17 protein-coding genes are annotated in these 22,693 nt (G+C 60.1%); 7 read left to right on the top strand and 10 right to left on the bottom strand.

The genetic code is table 11. The annotated features are described in order from the left end of the window. Positions 1-754 precede the first annotated feature (754 nt). The 3 genes from CKW17_RS30445 to CKW17_RS26615 form a co-directional block, all read right to left on the bottom strand. Positions 755-4,663, bottom strand: coding sequence for a hypothetical protein (locus CKW17_RS30445; RefSeq protein ID WP_176470122.1), 3,909 nt, complete (start codon positions 4,661-4,663; stop codon positions 755-757). 121 nt (positions 4,664-4,784) lie between these two features. After that, complete coding sequence (locus CKW17_RS26620; protein WP_095122791.1) at positions 4,785-5,180, bottom strand: YbaN family protein; 396 nt, start codon at positions 5,178-5,180, stop codon at positions 4,785-4,787. 10 nt (positions 5,181-5,190) lie between these two features. Further along, positions 5,191-5,778 (bottom strand): YecA family protein, encoded by a 588-nt coding sequence (locus CKW17_RS26615; RefSeq protein ID WP_007919726.1) that lies wholly within the window; start codon positions 5,776-5,778, stop codon positions 5,191-5,193. Positions 5,779-6,155: 377 nt separating this feature from the next. Between CKW17_RS26615 and recQ the strand changes: the two genes are divergently transcribed. From recQ to CKW17_RS26600, 3 genes are all read left to right on the top strand, one after another. Then, the gene (gene recQ, locus CKW17_RS26610; RefSeq protein ID WP_095122789.1) at positions 6,156-8,285 is read left to right on the top strand and encodes a DNA helicase RecQ; all 2,130 of its coding nucleotides are present in this window, start codon (positions 6,156-6,158) and stop codon (positions 8,283-8,285) included. 502 nt (positions 8,286-8,787) lie between these two features. Further along, positions 8,788-9,222, top strand: coding sequence for a MarR family transcriptional regulator (locus CKW17_RS26605; protein ID WP_016984207.1), 435 nt, complete (start codon positions 8,788-8,790; stop codon positions 9,220-9,222). Between the two features lie 127 nt (positions 9,223-9,349). After that, positions 9,350-11,119: a FimV/HubP family polar landmark protein gene (locus CKW17_RS26600; RefSeq protein WP_095122787.1), complete on the top strand. Its 1,770-nt coding sequence runs from the start codon at positions 9,350-9,352 to the stop codon at positions 11,117-11,119. 119 nt (positions 11,120-11,238) lie between these two features. Here the strand turns inward: CKW17_RS26600 and CKW17_RS26595 are convergent, their stop codons facing one another. Next, complete coding sequence (locus tag CKW17_RS26595; protein ID WP_095122785.1) at positions 11,239-13,428, bottom strand: patatin-like phospholipase family protein; 2,190 nt, start codon at positions 13,426-13,428, stop codon at positions 11,239-11,241. A 71-nt stretch (positions 13,429-13,499) separates the two neighbouring features. Here CKW17_RS26595 and CKW17_RS26590 point away from each other — a divergent pair, with 71 nt between their 5' ends. Further along, a complete protein-coding gene (locus tag CKW17_RS26590) occupies positions 13,500-13,787 on the top strand; it encodes a SelT/SelW/SelH family protein (protein WP_038363724.1) in 288 nt (95 codons plus the stop codon). Here the strand turns inward: CKW17_RS26590 and CKW17_RS26585 are convergent. Both CKW17_RS26585 and CKW17_RS26580 read right to left on the bottom strand, forming a co-directional pair. Next, positions 13,781-14,674 carry a DMT family transporter gene (locus CKW17_RS26585; RefSeq protein ID WP_095122784.1) on the bottom strand — a complete coding sequence of 298 codons (894 nt, stop codon included), beginning with the start codon at positions 14,672-14,674 and terminating at the stop codon, positions 13,781-13,783. The genes CKW17_RS26590 and CKW17_RS26585 overlap by 7 nt on opposite strands. Positions 14,675-14,856: 182 nt before the next feature. After that, positions 14,857-15,621, bottom strand: coding sequence for an AraC family transcriptional regulator (locus CKW17_RS26580; RefSeq protein WP_095122782.1), 765 nt, complete (start codon positions 15,619-15,621; stop codon positions 14,857-14,859). 135 nt (positions 15,622-15,756) lie between these two features. Here CKW17_RS26580 and CKW17_RS26575 point away from each other — a divergent pair, with 135 nt between their 5' ends. Further along, positions 15,757-16,572: a UDP-2,3-diacylglucosamine diphosphatase gene (locus CKW17_RS26575; RefSeq protein WP_095122780.1), complete on the top strand. Its 816-nt coding sequence runs from the start codon at positions 15,757-15,759 to the stop codon at positions 16,570-16,572. Positions 16,573-16,689: 117 nt separating this feature from the next. Here CKW17_RS26575 and CKW17_RS26570 read toward each other — a convergent pair whose 3' ends face one another. Then, a complete protein-coding gene (locus CKW17_RS26570; protein WP_095122778.1) occupies positions 16,690-17,280 on the bottom strand; it encodes an HD domain-containing protein in 591 nt (196 codons plus the stop codon). A 14-nt stretch (positions 17,281-17,294) separates the two neighbouring features. Beyond that, positions 17,295-17,606 (bottom strand): DUF962 domain-containing protein, encoded by a 312-nt coding sequence (locus CKW17_RS26565; protein ID WP_095122776.1) that lies wholly within the window; start codon positions 17,604-17,606, stop codon positions 17,295-17,297. A 164-nt stretch (positions 17,607-17,770) separates the two neighbouring features. On the opposite strand from CKW17_RS26565, the gene CKW17_RS26560 reads away from it, so the two are divergent. Beyond that, positions 17,771-18,832, top strand: a complete 1,062-nt coding sequence (locus CKW17_RS26560) for an AraC family transcriptional regulator (protein WP_218274252.1) — start codon at positions 17,771-17,773, stop codon at positions 18,830-18,832. Here CKW17_RS26560 and CKW17_RS26555 read toward each other — a convergent pair. Further along, positions 18,789-20,243, bottom strand: a complete 1,455-nt coding sequence (locus CKW17_RS26555) for a TrkH family potassium uptake protein (protein ID WP_016984216.1) — start codon at positions 20,241-20,243, stop codon at positions 18,789-18,791. The two genes, CKW17_RS26560 and CKW17_RS26555, sit on opposite strands and share 44 nt — an antisense overlap. Positions 20,244-20,364: 121 nt before the next feature. Here CKW17_RS26555 and CKW17_RS26550 point away from each other — a divergent pair, with 121 nt between their 5' ends. Beyond that, on the top strand, positions 20,365-20,931 hold the full coding sequence (locus CKW17_RS26550; protein ID WP_095122772.1) for a nitroreductase family protein: 567 nt from the start codon (positions 20,365-20,367) through the stop codon (positions 20,929-20,931). Positions 20,932-21,198: 267 nt separating this feature from the next. Here CKW17_RS26550 and CKW17_RS26545 read toward each other — a convergent pair whose 3' ends face one another. Further along, positions 21,199-22,539: a cell wall metabolism sensor histidine kinase WalK gene (locus CKW17_RS26545; protein ID WP_095122770.1), complete on the bottom strand. Its 1,341-nt coding sequence runs from the start codon at positions 22,537-22,539 to the stop codon at positions 21,199-21,201. Positions 22,540-22,693: the final 154 nt, after the last annotated feature.

Here is a 22,693-nt window from a genome sequence, read left to right as displayed (position 1 = left end):
ACGGCGTACATCCGGCGGGTTTTGCGTGGCGGTGGGGTGGAGCCGGGTGGGCAGAGGTAGTGATCGAGGGCGCGGTCGGCGGCTTCGTGGAGTTTTTTTGAATCGAGGGATTCGTAGGGGGAGGTGGGGTCGGTTTCGGGTGGGTTGGGTGTTGGTTTGATCATGGTGAAGCTCCTTGATGAATGGAGCTGCCACCGTTCGCGGTCAAACAAACAGGGTGGCAGCTGTACGCGGGTTGACCGACCGGACATCAAGGACTCCGGCACACCCGAAGGTGTCCCACGCACAGCCGCCGCGACATGATTCCAGACAAAGCCTGAACACGTGCAGAGCGCTGATGCGCCTTGATGTTGGGCGGACGGTCAAATCCGATCACTGATTCGTCAGCGACCGCACCACAATAGAACCCGATCCCAAGGCGCACAAGCCGGCGGATTCTGGCGTAGCTGTAGGCAATTACGCAAGAATAGGTAGCCTTGCGGACATAGCCTTAAACACTATTCAACGATTACTGCGAACTGGGCGAAAAACCGCGCTCCCTTTTTACAGGGGGCGGCTTTCATTGTCGGGGCTGGTAAATAAAATGCGTCCCCTTTTCTTCGATTGTGGCGGCTTGGACGTGAACTATGTGGACTATTTTGGTATGGGCGGCGGAGTTGAGATTGCACTGGAAAAGACTCTGTCTCCCAGAATGCGCGCAGAGGCTAGAGCATATTTGTGAGGGGCGTAGTATTCGTCCCGTTTATCGCAGTTTTTAATAATCCATTAATATATCGTCAATGAAAATGCTTCCGTAAAAGTTCGCGCTTATTATAAATTGTTTTATATTTATACTGGTAAAATCCAGGTCCGTACTGATGTTGCGTTGGCCCAGGCGAGCACCTTGAGTGTTGTAAATATCAATCTGTCCGTTCCCATTGTGATGGTTGTTAAAGCCTAGATCTATATATAGCCTTGAGCAAGGTTTGTTGAGTGTTACTTGGATTATAATTGGTCTTAGCATAACGCTATCACCCGATGCAAAATATACTCTTTTAGAGAATAGGGGGTCGCCAAAATAAAGAAGGCGTCCCGTAATGCCGGTGTTTGGTCCGGTCCAAGTTAGTGTAATAAGTGGTGTTGAGAACGGGGTGTTTTGAGCGATGAGGCCCTCTGCACACTTTTCAAAGTCTTCAAGGGCATAAGTAATTACGTTGATTTTGTATGGCTTCGAAGAATCCCCGGAACCATACAACGCCTTGGCAGTGAAACTGTACGCGGCCACGTCCAGGCCTGAAACCAGCAACGTCCAGACGCCTGTCGTCGCATGGGCCGTCGCTTTATCTTTCGAGGTTGTACCATCGAACACTTCGATCTGCTGACCTTTAGCCGCGACCCCGGACAGCGTTACGGCGGTTTCTCTAGTGGTTGTGCCGTCGGGGATTTCGACACCGCTCGGCGAGCCCTTCACGGAGGTCAGCGTAGGCGCGGTGGCCGCCGTCACGGTCAGCGTCCAGACCGCCGACTCGGCCCCGGAACCATACAAGGCCCTGGCCTTGAAGTTGTGCACTGTAAGGCTCAGGTCTTTCACTTCCAGTTCCCATTTGCCGGTAGTGGCATTCACCTGCGCTATGCCTTTCGACGCCACCCCATCGAAAATCTCTACGTTCAGGCGTGGCGTCCCGGTGCCGGTCAACTTGATGCTGGTATCGAGGGTCACGGTGTTTTTGGGTATTTCCACTCCTTGCGAGTCCTTCACCGAGGTGATGGCAGGGATCACTGCATTCGAATACGTGAGGATTCTGCCGACTGAATCCTGGCCGGTACCATAGTTCGCTCTGGCCTTGAATGTACGAGTCCCAATGGCGGTCAGCGTGGCGGTATATGTCCAGATGCCAGTGCCGTCGACCGGGTGCTTGCCCCTTGACGCGGCGCCTTCGAATACCTCGACCTGCTGATTGGGCGCGGCGGTACCGGTCAAGGTTACAACGGGATCGACCGTACCACCGTCGTGCACAATTTCTGCGCCTTTGGAGTCTTTCACCGAGGTGATCTCCGGTTTCACATCTTCCACAGCCTTGATCTTGTAGGCCTTCACCGGCCCGACAATCGCGTCCGCTTCGACCTGACTCAAGGTCAGTGCCAGTTTGTAATGCAACTCCAGATCTGTGTCGTGCCCCAGATCCTTCAAATAACTGTAGGGGATGACCTGCTCATATTTTCCGGTGTCGATCCAGGCCTGATAGACCGCGGAGCCCGGTACTTTCCACACCACGCGATCATGCTCATTTCCTTGAGCATTCTTGCCCTTGAGCACCAGCCACACGGGGTGACCAGTTTTCATGAACGCCCAGACCCCGGCACGGAATGTCGCGCCCGCCGAGAGTTGGGTGACATCCAGTTCATCGCCCACCGCCTGGACGATGCTGAGCTTTTCCAGCTCAGCAGCGGGCAGCGGTGTAACCGTCACCGTGAGCGCTAGCGATGGGAATTTGTGGGTTCCCTGCGTCACTTCGTATTGAAGCGTGAAGGTTTTCGCCGTGTTGCCGATGTTGGCGGCAATCGCTTCTGTTGGAATCAGAAATTCAACGCTGCCACTGGCGACCCCCGGCTTGGGCGCGATGGTCGGAGAGCCGGCGCCGGGGGTACCGGTCATGGTCAGTTGAATGCTGTGTTTGTCGCTCATGCCGGTGTAGGCCACGATTACCCGGCCACCGGTTTGGGCATTGAGCGGTGCCAGGGTCACAGCGGCGCCGGTGCCGGTGGCTTGCGGCATCTGCGGGAGCGGCAAGGGGTTTTCCAGCGCCCCCCCGACACTGAATTCCAGCGGATTGGCATAGCTGGGTTCACCCCCCGCCGCGCGTTTGATGTAATACGACGCCGTGACCGTGCCGCCTTCATTGCCCTTGATCAGCGCGGCCTTGATGGTGAACGGCACCTCTTTGCCGGCGCTGAATTCGTTCAGTTTGATCGAGTCGCTGTCGGTGCCGGTTTTCGAGCCGACCCACTGTCTGAAGACCTCATCGCCCTTGACCGTGTTCAGATAAATCACGGTCAGGGTGGTGCCGTCGGTGTCGGCCGGCAGCACGCCGTCGACCACGCCGGCCACTTGCGGCTCCGGCAGTTCCAGGCGGGCCTCGCCGACTTGCAGGATCTCGGCGTGGATCGATTCGCGGATGGCGTGGGTGGCGTTGACCCGGTTCATCGTGCCGAGCAGCGAGTCTTCGATCAGCAGTTGGTAGTACAGCTCCAGTTTGCCGCCGTTGATGGGCGTCAGGTGCGCCGCACCGGGGACGTTGATGCGCAGCGGCTCTTTGGCCTCGATGTCGCCGTTGGTGATCGGGCGCAGCGGCAGGTCGGGCAGGTACGGGGTCAGTTCCGGGCGGGTGCCGAGCCAGAACAGCCTGATCGACTGGCCGGCGGCGAAGGAGGTGTCGAAGGGGATTTCGATGCGCACCTGGCTCAGCGTCGGGTCGAGCGCGCCTGACACGGCGTCCAGTGCCACCGGGGCTTTAAGCCGCTGCACCTCGCCGATGGCGCTGATGAACTGGGTCCTGGCGCGCAGGTCGTCGGAAGCGTCGTGCTTTTTCAGGCGATAGGACAGGGCAATCTGGGTCTGGGCCAGTTGGCGCAGCACGGCGTTGGGCACAGGAATTTCGGGGATGCTGGGCACGCTGAGGAGGACTTTTGCCGGTAACTCAAGATTGATCGGTGCCCCTTCTTTCGGGGTGCCTTTGATCCGTACAAAAAGGGTGTCGCCGACCTCGAAGTCTTTTGGGGCTGGAGGGGGGCGGTTCATGGCCACAACCTGCGCCGTGCCGTCGGCCTCGCCGAGTTTGTCGACGTCCAGTTTGTTGTTCAGCGCCTCCTTGAGCAGCGGTGCGCCCAACAGGGTCGTGTCGAGCGCCACCACTACGCGTTGTTCGGCACTCCAGTCTTCGGAGCGGTTATCGACCACATCGTAAACTTCGAAGGCCACGGCCAGACCGGCGTCGCCGGAATCGCCGCCCTCCTTGATGGTGTCTTTGTCGATGTGCACGATGATCGGTGTCTGCCCCGTTGCCTGTTCGTCGGTCAGCGGATCACTGAGGACAAACACGCCGCCCCAGGTCACCTGAATCACGTCGCCGACGGCGGCATTTGGATAAGGCGCCGCGCCAGCGGTGCCGATGGTGATCGGCACGCCAGCGGCGACGTTGTCCTGATCGATGCCGCCGTCGAGGATTTCCCGGGGGATGCTCATGACCAGTTTGGAGTGGCCGGGCTCGTCATTATCGTCATCGCCACCGGGGCGGGTGAGTTTGACCCGCACGTTCATCACTTCCGAAGGCCGCTCGGGCGTCTGGTTCAGGCGGGTGACCGCGTAGGACACCGCAAACTGACCCTCGTCAATGCGTGACGCGGGCACAAACATCTGCAGTTGGGTACCGACTTCACTGCGGTCGATGGTCTCCTGCAGCACCTGCTGGCCGGCGCCCCAATAAATCACCAGCTTGTCGCCCACGCCCATCGGGCTCCACGGCCCGGCGCGGCACAACAGGCCCTGACGTGGAAAGTTGTCTCGCGCGGCGGCCAGGTTGATGCCCCAGACCTTGGGCGTCTCGGACACTGGCCCGGTGCGGCCGGGGATGTCGAGTTCCTTGAAGATCAGGGGGGTGTTGTCGGGCTGTCGGGTGATGGACATGGGGGACTCCAGGGCGCATGGCGGTGGAGTGATTCAACGCTGGATGGGGGATTTGCGCACCTGTCAGATCTGACAGGTCAAGGCTGTTTTCCGACGATCGGTAGCCTCGTTCGCCGCCCGCTCAGGATTTGCGCAGCGTTTTCTGGCGCGCGATATAGACCGTCACCAGCACCGCACTGGTCAGCATGAAGCCCCGCGCCCACGGTAGCGGCACCAGATAGCACGAGAACAGAATGCTGGCCCACATCAGCCCGATCGCGTAGATCTTGCCCTTGAGCGGAATGCCGTTGCCATCGAGGTAGTCACGAATCCATGGCCCCAGTCGTGGGTGTTCGACCAGCCAGTGATAGAAGCGCGGAGAGCTGCGGGCGAAACACGCCGCCGCGAGCAGGAGAAAAGGAGTGGTGGGCAAAACAGGCAGGAAAATCCCGATCACCCCCAATGCCACGCTGAGCCAGCCGATGGCCAGCAGGATGTAGCGCAACATCAGGGGGCGGTTGCCTATGGGATTGTCCATAGGCCGGATCTTAGTGGTGACGTGGCTTGAGGATCGCCGGTTTTTCATCAGGCGCCTGGCACAGCAGGTACAGCGCGGTCAGGGCTTCCGGGATCTGCACGATCATGTCGTCCATCAGGTTGGCGTCTTTGGCGATGTCTTCGAATTCCGGCTGTTCGTCGAACAGGCCCGAACCGACCATGATCGGCAGGAGCATTTCGCTGACTTCTTCTTCGGCGGTTTCGAACCAGGCCGCTTCACGCAGGAACACGCCTTCCATGAAACCGATGCACCAGCCGCGCAGTTCGGAATCATCCGGCTCTTCGCCCAGATCCAGTTCGCATGGCAGCTCGAATTCTTCATCCGAGGCCAGTTGACGGGCGATGTGCGCCTTGAGGCCGATCAGGGTCGCTTCGATCTCTTCGCGCTGGGCGTCGCTGCTGTAATGCGGCTCTTCGGCGAACAGGGCGTCGATCCACTCACGCTCCGGTACGTCTTCTGCGCAGATCGACAGCGCGGTGAGGTAGCCGTGAGCGGCCACGTAATCCAGCGCCTCGTCATGCAGCTCGTCGGCGTCGAGGAAAACTTGCAGGCGGGTCAGTTGCTCAGCGAAGGACATTACGGGGCTACCTTGGGGAATAAACAATGCGGGAATTCTAGGCCTTCTTGCGCGCTCAAGCCAGCCGCATGGCAGATTTGACCTGCCATACCCTGCATACACCCTGTAGGAGCTGCCGAAGGCTGCGATCTTTTGATTTGCTTTTAATAAAGACAAGATCAAAAGATCGCAGCCTTCGGCAGCTCCTACACAGGTATCAGCGATTGTATCGACGGGTGTCGCCCTGTGCAGGGGAGGCCTCGGGTATACTGCCGCGTTTTGCGATCCCTGCCCGCATTGCGCGTGTCACGTAATGCGCTCTTACGTTTTGTTTAAGCAGCCGTGGCTGTCCTGAACCAGCCTGTGCAGGGATGTTTCGGTAGATTTTTGGAGTTTTTATGCTCGAACAGGCTCAACGCGTCCTCAAGGACATCTTCGGCTACGACAGTTTCCGTGGCCGTCAGGGTGCAATCATTGAGCGCGTGGCCAGTGGTGGTGATGCGCTGGTGCTGATGCCTACCGGTGGCGGCAAGTCGCTGTGCTTTCAGGTGCCGGCTTTGCTGCGCGATGGCCTGGCGGTGGTGGTGTCGCCGCTGATCGCGCTGATGGACGATCAGGTCGCCACCCTCGAAGAACTCGGTGTGGCCGCCGCCGCGCTGAACTCCACACTGAGCGCCGAACAGCAGCGCGATCTCGCGGCGCGGATCAAGCGCGGTGAAGTGAAGATGTTGTATCTGGCGCCGGAGCGCCTGGTGCAGCCGCGCATGCTGTCGTTCCTGCAAGGCCTGAATATTGCGTTGTTCGCCATCGACGAAGCCCACTGCGTGTCGCAGTGGGGCCACGACTTCCGTCCGGAATACCTGCAACTGGGCCAGTTGGCCGAGATGTTTCCCGACGTGCCGCGCATCGCCCTGACCGCCACCGCCGACAAGCGTACCCGCGAAGAAATCGTCACCCGTCTGCATCTGCAGAATGCCGAGCGCTTCCTGTCGAGCTTCGACCGCCCGAACATCTTTTACCGCATCGTGCCCAAGGAGCAGCCGCGCAAGCAGTTGCTGGCGTTCCTCGCCGAGCGGCGCAGCGACGCGGGCATCGTTTATTGCCTGTCGCGCAAGAAAGTCGAGGAAGTCGCAGCGTTTCTCAGTGAACAGGGCTTCCCGGCGCTGCCGTACCACGCCGGCCTGCCCAACGATCTGCGTGCCTTCAACCAGAAGCGCTTCCTCAACGAGGAAGGCTTGATCATGGTCGCCACCGTGGCGTTCGGCATGGGCATCGACAAGCCCAACGTGCGCTTCGTCGCCCACCTCGATCTGCCGAAATCCCTTGAGGCGTATTACCAGGAAACCGGGCGCGGCGGCCGTGACGGTCTGCCGGCGGATGCGTGGATGGCCTACGGTCTGCAAGACGTGGTGATGCTCAAGCAGATGCTGCAGAACTCCGAAGGTGACGAGCGGCACAAGCGTCTGGAGCAACACAAGCTCGACGCGATGCTGTCGCTGTGCGAAGAAACCCGTTGCCGTCGTCAGACCCTGCTCGCGTACTTCGATGAAGACATGCCCGAGCCGTGTGGCCATTGCGACAACTGTGTCGACGGTGTGCAGACCTGGGACGCCACCGAACCTGCACGTCAGGCCTTGTCGGCGATTTTCCGTACCGGTCAGCGTTATGGCGTCGGTCATCTGGTCGACGTGCTGTTGGGCAAGGACAACGAAAAAATCCGCAGTTTCGGCCATCAGCACCTGTCGGTGTGGGGCGTCGGCAAGGCGTTGAGCGAGAGCGAATGGCGCTCGTTGTTCCGGCAATTGGTTGCGCGCGGTCTGGCGGATGTCGATCACGAGGGTTATGGCGGCCTGCGTCTGAATGACAGTTGCCGGCCGTTGCTCAAGGGCGAAGTCACGCTGGAGTTGCGCCGCGATCTCAAACCGCAGGTCACCGCCAAAACCGCCAGCAAAAGCCCGGCCAGCCAACTGGTGCGCGGCGAAGAGCGCGAACAGTGGGAAGCCCTGCGCGCGCTGCGACGCAAACTGGCCGAAGAACATGGTGTGCCGCCGTACGTCATCTTTCCCGATTCGACGTTGCTGGAAATGCTCCGCAGCCAGCCGACCTCGCTGGCGGAAATGGCCCGGGTCAGCGGTGTTGGCGCGCGCAAGCTGGAACGCTATGGCGATGCCTTCCTCGAAGTGCTCGGCGGCGAGGTCGAGGCGCCGAAAGTGGTGGCCGACGTGCGCCACGAACTGATCACCTTGGCTCGCGCCGGCATGACGCCGCTGCAGATCGCCGGTCAGCTGCAGTGCTCGGAGAAGAACGTCTACACCATGCTCGCCGAGGCGATCGGCAAGCAGCAGTTGTCGCTCGAGCAGGCGCTGGATTTGCCTGAAGAGTTGATGGGCGAAGTGCAGGACGCGTTTCTTGATGGCGAGGGCGAGTTGCCGTCGGTCGCCGAGGTTGCGGAGCTGTTTGCCGGGCGTGTGCCGGAGGGCGTGCTGTATTGCGTGCGGGCTGCGTTGCAGTCGGAATTCGAGATGTAATTGGCGGCCTACCCTCACCCCAGCCCTCTCCCAGAGGGAGAGGGGGCCGACCGAGGTGTCTTGCGCCATACATCGACCTGAATGACCGAGTCGATTATGGATTCAGCGCCGATCTGCCACGTCGGCGTAATTCCCGAATATCCCCCAATTCAGTCCCCTCTCCCTCTGGGAGAGGGCTAGGGTGAGGGCCGTCCCATTCTGGATTCAGCAAAGCACTCCCAGGTCGCTGAATATCTAAAGCATCCCCCATTCAGTCCCCTCTCCCTCCGGGAGAGGGCTAGGGTGAGGGCCTGCCAATTCTGGATTCAGCAGAGCACTCCCAAGTCGCTGAATATCTAAAGCATCCCCCATTCAGTCCCCTCTCCCTCTGGGAGAGGGCTAGGGTGAGGGACCTCAAGATGTAACGATTCAGTACAGACCGCCACTTGCCTATAACTGCAGCTCATGCTTAGCTGGCTAATAATTAGATTTTCTTTATTTTCAGTCTAACCGTGAGTGTTTTATGCCGTTAACCGATCAACACCGCTTTGGCATGCAACTGGCCCAGATGTCCCGTGGCTGGCGTGCCGAACTGGATCGCCGACTGGCCGGGCTGGGTCTGTCCCAGGCGCGCTGGCTGGTGCTGCTGCATCTGGCGCGTTTTGAAGAAGCGCCGACCCAACGAGAGCTGGCGCAGAGCGTTGGCGTCGAAGGGCCGACCCTTGCACGCTTGCTCGATAGTCTGGAAAGCCAGGGGCTGGTGCAACGCCAGTCCGTGATGGAAGACCGCCGGGCGAAAAAAATCGTTCTCTGCGCACCGGCGCTGCCGCTGATCGAGCAAATCGAAACCATTGCCACACAGCTGCGTCACGAGTTGTTCGAAGGCGTCGACGAGGCGGATTTGAAGGTGTGCATGCGAGTTCACGGGCACATTCTGGGCAACCTGGAAAAATCTTGAGGCACATCCCCGTGCCGTATCTTTGAGAGATCGCGCTGAGCCGACTATAAGAACTACTGGGCAATATCGTGTTCGTACCGGATGTGCGAACGCATAGAAGTCGGTTTTGCTTATTTAAGGGATGCTCATGCTCGCAAGTCGGCACGTGGTACTGCGCGGTGGCGCCAAATGGCTGCTGGTCGTCGGTGTTTTCAGCTATTCGGCCTGGTCGATGGCCTTGGGGCTGGGTGACATCACTGTTCATTCAGGCCTTAATCAGCCACTCAAGGCTGACATCGCGTTGGTCGATGTCGGCGGGCTGACGCAAAACGATCTGGCGGTGCGTCTGGCCACGGCGGATGAGTTCGCCGAGGCCGGGGTCGAGCGAGTGTTCTTCCTCAACGACCTCAAGTTCATTCCGATCCTGCATGGCAATCGCCAGATGATCCGGGTGACCTCCAGTAAACCGGTCAACGAACCCTTCCTGAATTTCCTCGTGCAGCTCAATCAGCCCAATGGCCGTTTGCTGCGCGAGTACACGCTGTTGATCGATCCACCGGGTTCGCCGGGTATCGTGCCGGCCACCGATGAGCCGGATCCACTTGCGCAATCCTCCGGTTTTCCTACTGTCGAGCCTGCCGTGGCTGCGCCGCAGGCAGCTCAGGGCAAGCGCGATACGCTGCCAACGCCTGCCACCCCGCCCGCCAACGATGCGCTGGCCGAGCAATTGGCCGCCAGTGTGTTGCTGGGCCAGCAACTGCAGAAGACTGTCGACGAACTCAATGCAAAACTGCAGACACAGGATGTGCAGATTGCCGACGGCAAGAAGCAGATCGCTGACCTGCAAACGCGCCTGGTCGAACTTCAGCAAGCGCCGCCACCGACTGTAGTGACACCCGTACCGGCTTCGCCCCCTGTTGTGACGCCGTTCGCGTCCGGCGAGGACGGTTTGAACTGGCCATTGCTCGGTGGCTTGTTGCTGTTGCTGGGGGCACTGGCCGGGTTGTTTGTACACCGTCGACGGCTACAACAGACACCGGCTGACGAACCGCAGCCGCTGTTGCCGCAGGGCAGTGAGCCGGATTTGCCTGAAGCCGAAAACGCAGGATCAGTCAGCGCTTCAGTCTCTGCCCAACATCGTGAAGAACCGGCGGCGGGTGATGTGCTGGAAGCAGTAGGGATCTATCTGGCCTATGGCCGACTCGGCGAAGCTGCCGGGCTGCTGCGCGATGCCTTGCACAAAGAGCCGGAGCGCACCGATATCGGTTTGCAGTTGCTTGAAGTACTGGGGCGCCAGGGTGACAGCGCCGCGTTTGAACAACAGGAAAGTCATTTGCGTGAGCTGGGCGTGGCTGTCCAGACGTTGCAGGATGTGCGCGCTCGACATCCGAAACTGGCAAGTGCCGCGCTGTTGGCCGGCGCGCCGCCGGTCATTGCGGCGGCCCCCATTGTCGTTGCACCACAGCTGCCGGAAGATGATTTCGAGTTGAATCTGGGCGAGCTGTCGATGGATTCCAGTTGGGATCTGGAGGACAGTCGCCCGGCCTCAACCGAACCATCGGCTGATACCTCGGCGCTGGGTTCCGGCTTGCGAGTACTGCCTCAGGATTTCGAGTTGCCGGAGGCGACCAGCGCAGACGCTGAGCTTGAGTGGATCCCCGAACCGGACACCGAGCCGCTGGATGAAGATTTTCTCAATGAGTTTGCTGATCCCGAGCTGTCACTGACGTTGCAACCGCTGGACTTGCAGGAACCGGAGCCGGTCCACGACGACAATTCCGGCAAGCTCGAACTGGCGCAGACGTGCATCGATGACGGTGACATCGACAGTGCGATTGCGTTGCTCAATGAGTTGCTCAAGGAAGGGGATGAGCCGTTGAAGCAAACAGCGCGGACGTTGCTGGCGGGGATTCGCTGAAGCCGATGGTTTTGCGGTGTATTTTATGCCGCTATCGCGAGCAGGCTCACTTCTACAGGGGAACGCATTCCAATGTAGGAGTGAGCCTGCTCGCGATAGCGATTCGTCAGGCGACCTGATCAGAAGGTCTGCCCCAGATTCAGATAAACCGCCTGCTCATTCGCATCATTCAACCCATAACTGAAATTCAAAGGCCCCAGCGGCGTGTCGAAACCGATAAACACGCTGGCGGCGTTGATGTAGCCACTGTCGAACTCATTGTCGTTGTTCCACGCCCGCCCACGCTCCAGCGAGGCGCCGGCATACAGCGGGAAGTCCAGCGGCAGATAAGAGCGCGGCGTCAGACGGCGGTAATACACCGCGCGCATCAGGCTGATGTTCTGCCCGGAAATCGCGTCCTCACGGAAACCCGACAACTGTCGCGCACCGCCGAGCAGGAAACTCGATGTCACCACATTGGCGTCGTCCAGCGTGCGCCCGTAGCGCCCACCGAGAATCAGCGTATCCGGGCCACGGCTCATGGCTTTGTCGATTTTAAAGTCCCACTGCCGATAACGCGTGTCCGACCCCAGGCCCGGTTCAAACTGCGTCAGCGTCAGGCTGACGTCCTTGCCTTCGTGAGGGAAGTACACGTTATCCAGTGAGTCGTACGAATACTTCAGCGCATAGAAACCTTCGTTGAAGTTTTCACTCGGCAGATCCTGATCGCCAATGCGTACATCGGCCTTGCCCCACGCCTCACCGACACCGAAACGCACCTCGCCGTTGTTGCCGATCTGGCGGCCGAAGTTGAGGCCGAAACCGTAGCGCTCGACGCGGTACTGCGCGATCGGATCGTTGTCGAGCACCGCTTCAACGTTCTGCGCCTCGAACGAGGCGTACGGCGCGACGAAGTAACGCGAGCCGACGTCGAGCGGTTGATAGAACTCGGTGTACAGCTCTTGTTTATCGCCAATCTGCGCACGGGTCAGCCATTCCGCGCCGAGGCGGTTGATGCCGTTGATGCGATAGCTGGCACCGAGGTTGAAGGCGCTGTCGCCGCGCATGTCGTCGGACAGATTGAGGCCGACCCGCAGGTAATCGGTGCCGCTGCGCTTGCCCCGAGCGCTGATCACCAGGGTGTGATCCTGGCCCTTGTGCACCACGCGGTATTGCACCTGCTCGAAGTAGTCGAGGCCATACAAGGTGCCCATGTCCGAGTGCAGTCGGCCCAGATCCAGCGGTTCGCCGATGTGCTGGCGGATGTAGTAACGAATGACGTCGTCGTCGACTTTCGAGTCGTTCTCGACGCGGATCGCGGTAATGATCGGCGTGCGCTGCCCCGGCGAGCGCGCGGCATTGAGTTCGGCATCCTGAGATTCGTCGGGCTTGAGCTGAGCAAGGCGCGCATCGAGGATCCGGGTCGCGCGGTAACCGGCGTCGATCATCTCCTGAGCCTTGCCGAAATCGGTGACACCGAACGCCGCCAGTGCGGGCTGAATCAGCACATCGGAGGATTTCAGCGCGGCCAGTTGTTCTTCGGAGTTACTGCGGGTCATCAGGGTGATCGACTGGTTCAGCACGTCGACCACGGTGGTCAGTTGTTTGCGATTGCGCAGCGGGGTGCCGATATCGACGACGATGGCCACGTCCACGCCCATTTCCCGCGCGACATCGAGGGGAATGTTGTCGGTCATGCCGCCGTCGACCAGTAGCCGGCCATTGAGTTCGACCGGGGCGAACACCGCCGGGATCGACATGCTCGCGCGGATCACCTGCGGCAAGTGGCCTTTGCGGAACACCACTTTTTCGCCATTGGAAATGTCGGTGGCTACGGCGCGGAACGGGATTGGCAGTTTGTCGAAGTCGCGGGTGTCGCTGGTGTGCGCCAACAGGCTTTCCAGCAGCAGCGCTAGGTTCTGGCCCTGAATCACGCCCAGTGGCAGGCCGAGGCTGCCGTCGTCGCGAAAGCTCAGCTTCTGTTTGACCAGAAAGTCGCGGTCATCCTGCTTGCGCCGAAACGGCACGTCTTCGCGCGGTGGGGCGTCGGACAGCGCGGCTTGCCAGTCGATGTTCAGCGCGAGTTTTTCCAGTTCATCAATCTTGTAGCCCGAGGCGTACAGACCGCCGATCACTGCGCCCATGCTGGTGCCGGCGATCGCATCGATCTTGATGCCTTGCTCTTCGAGCGCCTTGAGCACACCGATGTGCGCCAATCCGCGCGCGGCGCCGCCGGACAGCACCAGACCGACTTTCGGTCGCGGCGCCTCACTGGCATGGACAAGCAGAGGAAGGAAACCAAGCAGCAGGCAGAACAACAGACGGCGCATTGTGAGTCTCGGGGCAAGCGTTAAAGCCGGCTATTATAGCGGCGCCCTCTGTCTCAGGAGTTTCAGCAAACATGACTGTCGCAAAAGCAGAAGTTGTCATCACCTATTGCACTCAGTGCCAGTGGCTGCTGCGCGCCGCGTGGCTGGCGCAGGAGCTGCTCAGTACCTTCGGCGATGACCTCGGCAAAGTCTCGTTGGTGCCAGGCACCGGCGGGGTATTTCACATCACCTGCGCCGGCGTGCAGATCTGGGAACGCAAGGCCGACGGTGGGTTTCCCGAGGCCAAGGTGCTGAAACAGCGGGTTCGTGATCAGATCGACCCTGAGCGCGACCTCGGCCACAACGACCGCACTCAGTGAGACGCGGCCTCGGCGGCGACGGTTTTCTTGTTGGCGCTGCCGGACATCCGCGCGGAAACGACGATGGCGATGATGATCAGTGCGCCGCCCATCAACATCCGTAGCGTCGGGTTTTCGTTGAACAGCAGCCAGGCGATGGTAATGCCGTAAACCGGCTCCATGGCAAACACCACCGCCGCCGTGCGTGCTTTGATCACCGCCAGACTGGCGACGAACAGGCTATGAGCGACGCCGGTGCAGAACACCCCGAGCAAGCCGATCCAGAGCCAGTCCAGTGCTCGCACTTCGCTCAGTTGCGGCGCCGCAACCGGCAGCAGACACAGCGCCACCACGACGTTTTGACACAACGCCGCCTGCACCGCCGGGATGCGCCCGGAGCTGGCGCGGTTGGTCAGTGACAGCAGCGAAAACAGCAGCCCCGAAAGCACCGACCAGAGCAAACCGATGGTCGCGCCGCTGCCCAGATCGAAGGCCGGGGTCACCAGAATCAGGCCGATGCTGACCAACACCACCAGCACAACTTCATTGGCACGGATGCGTTCGCGGAAAATCAGCCCTTCGAGAATCACCGTGAAGGCCGGGAAACTGGCGAAGCCCAATGTTGCGATGGCGACACCGGCGATCTTCACCGACAGGAAGAAACTCACCCAGTGCCCGGCCAGCAACACGCCGCTGAGGGCCAGGCGCCGCCAATCCACGGCCTGAAGTTTCTGCCAGCCGTGCTGACTGGCAAAACGGGCGAAAAATGCCAGGGCGAGCACGGCGAAAGCTGCGCGACCGAAGACGATCACAGCGGGGGACGCGGCAGCGAGTTTGCCGAACACACCGGTCAGGCCAAACATCAAAGCGCCTATATGCAGAGCGCCAAGGGCGGTACGCGGAGTCATTGCATTCCTTAATCCAGACACGGTTTCTTGTGATGATCGTCCCCATGCTCTGCGTGGGAATGCCTCTAGGGACGCTCTGCGTCCAGTGACGCGGAGCGTCACGGGCTACATTCCCACGCGGAGCGCGGGAACGATCAATTAGTCCATTGAACCGCGTCTCGGCCTACAAGTCTGTCGGCAGACTATCGTCTTTTGTCGTAGGAATCGCGCCGAAGCTGGCCGGGTGATGCACCGAACTCACGTAGGACGGCAGCCGAGAAGGCACTCTGCGAGCTGTAGCCGACGCGACTGGCAACTTCGCCGATCGGCAGGGCTGTGTCGCGCAGCAGTTGCACCGCGAGATGCAGGCGCCGACTGCGGATGTAATCCATCGGCGTCTGCCCGCATTCGGCCATGAACCGTACATGCAGGCGCGCGCTTGAGAGCCCGGCAACCCGCGCCAGATCGGCGACTTGCAGCGGATAAGCGGCGTTTTGCTCGATGTGCGCATCCAGCGCGGCGTAGGGCAGGCGACGCGCGACCAGTTCGCCAGGTAGCGCGTGATTGAGACTGGCCAGGAGCAACACCGCGCCTTGTTGCGCGATCAACGGATCGCTGACCGGGCTGTTCGCCAGCCAACTGACCAACTGACTCTGCCCGGAATCCAGCGACAGGCGCGCGGGCTGATCAAGCAAGCGGCGGCTGGCGTCGGCATGATCGCCCAGCGAGTCGACCAGCCATTGCCCGTCAGGAATATCCAGCACCAGACAGCGGCTGCCGTCGGGGCTGCCGCAGGCATGATGCGCGCCAGAAGGGATCACCACAAAACTCTGCTGACGCACCTGACTGCCGCAACCCTCGACCTCGAAATCCAGCGCACCGGACAACCCGAACACCAATTGCGCGTGCTCGTGGCTATGCACGATCAAATCGTGGGTGTACTGACGCAGGGTGAGGATCGGTCGCATGGCAGGTTGTCTCCGAAGTGATCGCCAGTCTACACCGACGCACGCCGGATGCGTTGTCACACGACTGACTCACGCTTGTCATGGTCGATTAACCGGACAAGCGCAGAGTGGCGAAAACATCGCAGAGGGTTGCCCATGACCAGCGCCGAGCTCGCCAGACCCAGTCGCAAACAACGGGTGCGAACCCTGTGGATCTCCGACGTGCACCTGGGCACGCGCGATTGCCAGGCCGAGCACTTGTCGCAATTTCTCAAGGGCTACCATGCCGACAGGATTTATCTGGTCGGCGACATCATTGACGGCTGGAAACTGCGCGGCGGCATGTACTGGCCGCAAGCGCACACCAACGTGATCCGTCGTTTGTTAACCATGAGCAAGCGCGGCACCGAGGTGATTTACGTCACCGGCAACCACGATGAATTCCTGCGGCGTTATTCGAAGTTGATTCTGGGCAATATCCAACTGGTCGACGAGGCGGTGCATGTCACCGCAGACGGTCGGCATCTGCTGGTGATTCACGGCGATCAGTTCGATGTCATCACCCGCTATCACCGCTGGTTGGCCTTCCTTGGCGACTCCGCCTATGAATTCACCCTGACCCTCAATCGCTGGCTCAACCACTGGCGGGCGCGGTATGGCTACGGCTATTGGTCGTTGTCGGCGTACCTGAAACACAAGGTGAAAACCGCGGTGAGTTTCATCAGTGACTTTGAAGAAGCCATCGCCCATGAATGTGTGAAGCGCGAGTTGCATGGCGTGGTCTGCGGGCACATTCACCATGCCGAGATCCGCAAGGTGGGAGAAGTGGATTACCTCAATTGCGGTGATTGGGTGGAGTCGTGCACGGCGTTGATCGAGCATTGGGACGGCACGATCGAGTTGTATCGGCTGGCGGATGCGCAGGCGCGCGAGGCGGAGCTGAAAGCGGCCAAAGTCGCCGAACTCGCATAACGCTCTGGTGATTGAGAGGGCCTCATCGCGAGCAGGCTCACTCCTACAGGGGGTACGCATTTCAACTGTAGGAGTGAGCCTGCTCGCGATGAACCGCGCAGCGGTTCCCGAGGATGATTACGCTGGCGAGTGTTCCTCCATCGCCGCTTTGTAAATCGAGTTCTTCGGCTGCGCAAACAACCGTTCCATCATCGGCTCAAAGAAGCTCAACGGCAGCGTGTCATAGTCAGGATCAAACGCCGCCGCATCGTATTTGGCACAAAACTCGGCGGTCGCTTGATACTGCGGATGGTCGGCGAACTGCTCGCGCAGATGCCGATCCATGCCCAGATGATGAAAGAAGTAATACCCCTGAAACACCCCGTGCTTCTCGACCATCCACAGATTCTCGGCACTGACGAACGGCTTGAGAATCGCCGCAGCAATGTCCGGATGGTTGTACGAACCCAGGGTGTCACCAATGTCATGCAGCAACGCGCACACCACGTATTCCTCGTCGCGCCCGTCACGAAAGGCGCGGGTGGCGGTTTGCAGCGAGTGGGTCAGGCGATCCACCGGAAAGCCGCCGAAATCGCCTTCGAGCAATTTCAGGTGAGTCATGATCCGCGAGGGCAACTGTTTGGCGTAGGCACTGAAGTCAGCGGCGATGATCGCCCAGTCTTCCTGCGTACCGTCCTTCATATGGGTGAAGCGGGCATTGGCATTCATTGGCTGACCCTCATTCAGAACGCCACGCGACCTAGGATCATGTCGCGGTACATGACGAAGTCGCCGAGCAGGCTGTACAGCGGATGCTGGAAAGTCGCCGGGCGGTTCTTTTCAAAGAAGAAGTGCCCGACCCAGGCAAAGCTGTAACCGGCCAGCGGCACCGCCAATAGCAGCAGCCAGGCGCCCTTGGCGATGGTCATCGCCAGAATGAAAATCACCAGTGTCGTGCCGATGAAGTGCAGGCGCCGGCAGGTGCTGTTGTTGTGTTCGCTGAGGTAATACGGATAGAACTCAGCGAAGCTGCTGAAATGCTTGATGTTTTCCACGACCGCGTTCTCTGTGGTTATTGTTCTGGCGACGAGTTGTGCTGCGGGTAGCTTATTTGAGTCTAGAGTGATCATTGGCGTGGGCCAGTGACAATCGGCGCCACTTTAGTATCCTTCGCAAATCAGGCCGTAACATGCGGCCCCTCATGTAAAAGAAAAACGCCATGAGCGAACGAACGACTTCTGCAAGCTGGGCGATGGGGATTGTCAAAGCATTGGAGATGGACGGCCTGGATTGCCGGGTTCTGTTCAAGCAACTGGGGCTCGATTACACGGCTCTGGATGATCCGGATGCGCGCTTCCCGCAAGATTCCATGACCCGGCTGTGGCAGCGGGCAGTCGAACTGTCCGGTAATCCGGCTATCGGCCTGAACATGGGCAAAGTGGTGCGACCGGCGTCGTTTCATGTCGCCGGTTATGCGCTGATGTCGAGCAATACCCTGGCCGAAGGCTTTCAGCGGCTGGTGCGTTATCAGCGGATTATCGCCGAAAGTGCCGACCTGAGCTTCCGTTTGCTGGAAGAAGGTTATGCGCTGATTCTGACCGTGCACGGCGACCATCTGCCGCCGACCCGGCAAAGCGCCGAAGCCTCGCTGGCCTGTGCGCTGGGCCTGTGCGGCTGGTTGACCGGGCGCACGCTGCATCCGGTCAAAGTGCTGGTGCAGGGCGCCGAACCCGACGATCTGGAACCCTACAAACAAGCCTTTCATGCACCGCTGATGTTCAACGCACCTTACGATGCGCTGATTTTCGAGCGGGCCGACATGGAAGCCCCGTTGCCTACGGCCAACGAGGCGATGGCGCTGTTGCATGACCGGTTTGCCGGGGAATACCTGGCGCGGTTTTCCGAAAGTCGCGTGACCCACAAGGCGCGACAGGTGCTGTGCCGGTTGCTGCCACAAGGCGAACCGAAGCGCGATACCGTGGCGCAGACTCTACATTTATCGCAGCGTACCTTGCAGCGGCGCTTGCAGGAGGAGGGCACCAGTTTTCAACAGTTGCTCGATGACACGCGCCGCGAACTGGCCGAGCAGTATCTGGCGCAACCGCGCATGACCTTGCTGGAAATCGCTTATCTGTTGGGCTTCGCCGATCCGAGCAACTTCTTTCGCGCGTTCCGCCGCTGGTTCGACACCACGCCCGGCGATTACCGGACGCGGTTGTTGCAGGCGCCGAGCGCGGTCAGTGACGCCAAAAGGCCGGAATACACAGCACAAACACCGTAATGATCTCCAGTCGGCCGAGCAGCATGCCGAACGACAGGATCCACTTGGCCGCGTCCGGCAAGGTGGCGAAGTTGCCGGCCGGGCCAATGGTTTCGCCAAGGCCCGGGCCGACGCCGGACACGGTGCTGGCGGCGCCGGTCAGTGCGGTCATCCAGTCGACGCCGAGCAGCGACAGGAGCAGGGCAATCACGCAGATGGTGATGGCGAAGAAGAACGAAAACGTCAAAATCGAACGGACGATCTCTTCGTCGAGGCGATGGCCGTTGTACTTCTGTTTGATCACCGCGCGCGGGTGAATCAACTGATTAAGGTTGGCCTTGAGCAGGATGTAGGCGACCTGGAACCGGAAAATCTTGATCCCGCCCGCCGTCGACCCGGAACAGCCTCCGACGAAGCCCAGATAGAAAAACAGCATCAGCGAGAAGTTGCCCCACAGGCTGTAGTCGCCGAGGGCAAAACCAGTGGTGGTGACCACCGAGGTCACGTTCAGTGCCACGTGGCGCAGCGCATCGAGCCAATGCAGGTTGGTCGTCCACCAGTACCAGGTGCCGAGCACCAGCCAGGTCACCAGCAACATGCCGAGCAAACCCTGCACCTGCTGATCTTTGATCAGCGCCTTGCGGTTGCCGCGCAACGTCGCCACGTACAGGGTGAACGGCAGGCTGCCGAGAATCATGATGACCACCGCGACCCAGTGCACCGCCGGTTGCGTCCACTTGGCCAGCGACTGGTCGGAGGTCGAGAAACCACCGGTGGAAATCGCCGACATCGCGTGGTTGATCGCGTCGAACGGGCTCATCCCGGCCCACCAGAACGCCAGGCTGCCAAGAATGGTAATGCCGACGTAAGCCGCCACGATCAGCCGCGCCACCATGTGCGAACGCGGCATGACCTTTTCCGAGCGGTCTGAGGATTCGGTCTGGAACAGGCGCATGCCACCGATGCGCAGCAGCGGCAGAATCGCTACCGCCATGCCGATAAAGCCGATGCCGCCGATCCAGTGCAGCAACGAGCGCCACATCAGGATGCCCGGGGACATGTCGTCGAGATGATTGAGCACGGTCGAGCCGGTGGCGGTAATGCCCGACATGCTTTCGAAGAACGAGTCGGTGTAGCTGATGTGCTGAGTCAGCAGAAACGGCAGCGCAGCGAAAATGCACACCACCAGCCAACTGCTGACCGTCAGCAGATACATGTCACGTGGGCGCAGGTGAATGTGTTCCGGTCGACCGGGAATCACCAGCGCAAGGCCGGCGACGAAGGTGATCATGCTCGCCCAGAGGAACGACGGCAGGTCGCTGGTGCGCTCGAAAATCACCAGCGTGGCCATGGGCACGACCATGGCCACGGCCAGGGTGATCAGGAAGATGCCGATGATGAAACCAATGATCCGTAAGGTCGGCAACGCCATGAAGTCCGCTCGGGCTGATGTGGGAAGGGCGCCATTCTACCCGTGGGGCAGGGCATGTAAACCGGCATCCTGTTGGCAGATGAAGCTAGAATAGCCGCACATTTTTCTCAGGAGGTGGCCGATGCAGGCTCTCGACGCGTTGCTCAACCGTGTTTCCGTTCCACGACTGGTCGAACCGGCCCCCACTGCCGAGCAGCGCGAAGCCCTGTTTGGCGCAGCGTTGCGCGCGCCGGATCACGGACATTTGCAGCCGTATCGCTTTCTGACTGTCGAAGGCGCGGCGCGTGAGCAGATGGGCGAGTTGCTGGCCGAGGCTGCACAGCTGCAGGAAGGCGAAGTCACCGAAGCGATGATCGACAAGGCCCGCAACGGCCCGCTGCGGGCGCCGCTGGTGGTTGTGGTGATCGCCAAATTGCAGGAACACGTTAAATATCCTAAGGCCGAGCAGTTGCTGGCGGCGGGGTGTGCGGCGCACGGGATTTTGCTGGCAGCGTATGCGCAGGGGATTGGTGCGGTGTGGCGTACGGGGGATCTGGCTTATTCGCAGCACGTGGCCAAAGGTTTGGGGCTGGGGGAGGGTGAAGAGGTGATTGCGTTTCTTTACCTTGGCACGCCGCAGAAGGAGCCTCGCGTAGCTGAAAAGGTCGACCTGAGCGAGTTCGTTAGTGTCTGGCCTGGTAAAGCCTGAAGATCAAAAGCCCCTCACCCTAACCCTCTCCCAGAGGGAGAGGGGACTGATTGGGGGATGCTGTAGAAGTACGCCGACCTGAAAGTGCTCGGCTGAATCCAGAGTCGATAACGGTTCCGATGCATTTCGAGCCCAGAGTCGACGACGGTTCAAGTATCTTCAGTCCATAATCGACTCGGTTCTTCAGGTCGATGTATGACGCAAGACACCTCGGTCGGCCCCCTCTCCCTCCGGGAGAGGGCTGGGGTGAGGGTAGCTTTTAGGCTCTTAAAGTTGCACCACAGCTCCAGGTACAAGCGGCAATTCCAGGCTCGCAATAAACCCGCCCTGCGGATGATTGGCCAGCATCAAACTCCCACCATGCCGCTCCGCCGCTCGCCGCGCAATCGCCAGGCCCAGACCATGCCCTGCCGCCGTCTGCCCCGGCGCGCGATAAAACGGCTCGCCCAACTGACTCAAATGTTCGGCCTGCACCCCCGGCCCATGATCACGCACGCTGACGATGATTTTTTCACCCTGACGCGAAGCCTGCATTTCAATCGCCTGACCCTCCGGATTGAAGCGCTGGGCATTGCGCAGCAGATTATCGATGGCGCGCTCGATCATGGTCGGCCAGCCCTTCAGATTCAGTTGCGGTTCGGCATCAAGACGCACCATCTGCTCGGGCGATGCAAGTTTCGCATCCTTCTGCAGCGTGCCGAGCAGGGCATTCAAATCCACGTCTTCCGCACTGGCGTTGTCGGCATCAACCCGTGCCAGCACCAGAATTTCACTGATTAGCGCTTCCAGCCGATCACATTCACGGGTCAGCCGTGGCCAGAGTTTCTCGCGTTCTTCGGGGTTGGCCCGCTCTGCCAGTGCCAAGGCAATGCGCAACCGTGCCAGCGGTGAGCGCAATTCGTGAGAAACGTCGCGCAACAGCTGCCGCTGACTGCCGATCAGACTCTGCAAACGCGCGCCCATGCGATTGAAGTCATTGGCCAGTACGCCGAACTCATCGCGACGGTTGGCCAGTTTCGCCAGGCTGTTTTGCTGATAGGTGGTCTGCCCCAGATCATGCACCGCGCCGCGCAAACGGCTGAGCGGGCGGGTGATGGAGAAGGTCACCAGCAAACTGAACAGGGTCAGCACCACCAGCGCGATGCCCAGAGCGCTCAGTGGCCAAAGCAGACTTTCGCGGTGCCAGGAGTCGAGTTCCGGGTGCGGGATGCGGTAGATGAACAGGTAGGTGTCACCGGTTTTTTCGCTGGTGAATTCGTCGGTCAGGCGCCGCCATGGCAGGCGACGATCATCATTGTTTTGCCGTGCCTCAAATGCGGCGGCGCGGCGCGGGAAGGTGCCACGCACCACCGGGTCGCCGGATTCGTTGAGCACCTGAACGTCGATGTGATATTGGCGTTTGCGCTGTTCGAGAATGCCCTGGGCGGCTTCTTCGCCCTGGGCTTCGTAAGTTTGTGTCCATTCGCCGGCGAGGGTGTTGAGGCCCGGATGACGGCTGAGGATCCACGCGTCCTGGTTGAGCATATGCCCGAGCAGAATGGACAACCCGGCCACCAGAGCGATGGCCAGCCAGAAGCTCGCGAGAATACGCCAGAACAATGAACGCACAGAAAATCCTCAATCAAACACAAATCCTGTAGGAGTGAGCCTGCTCGCGATAGCGGTGAGTCAGACAAGTAACCGTTGACTGACACACCGCTATCGCGAGCAGGCTCACTCCTACATTGGATCGGTGGAAAAAGACCCGACGGTGTTTAGCCGT

The organism is Pseudomonas sp. Irchel s3f10 (assembly GCF_900187515.1).
GTDB lineage: Bacteria > Pseudomonadota > Gammaproteobacteria > Pseudomonadales > Pseudomonadaceae > Aquipseudomonas > Aquipseudomonas tensinigenes.
This window is presented reverse-complemented; position numbering and strand designations above follow the sequence as displayed.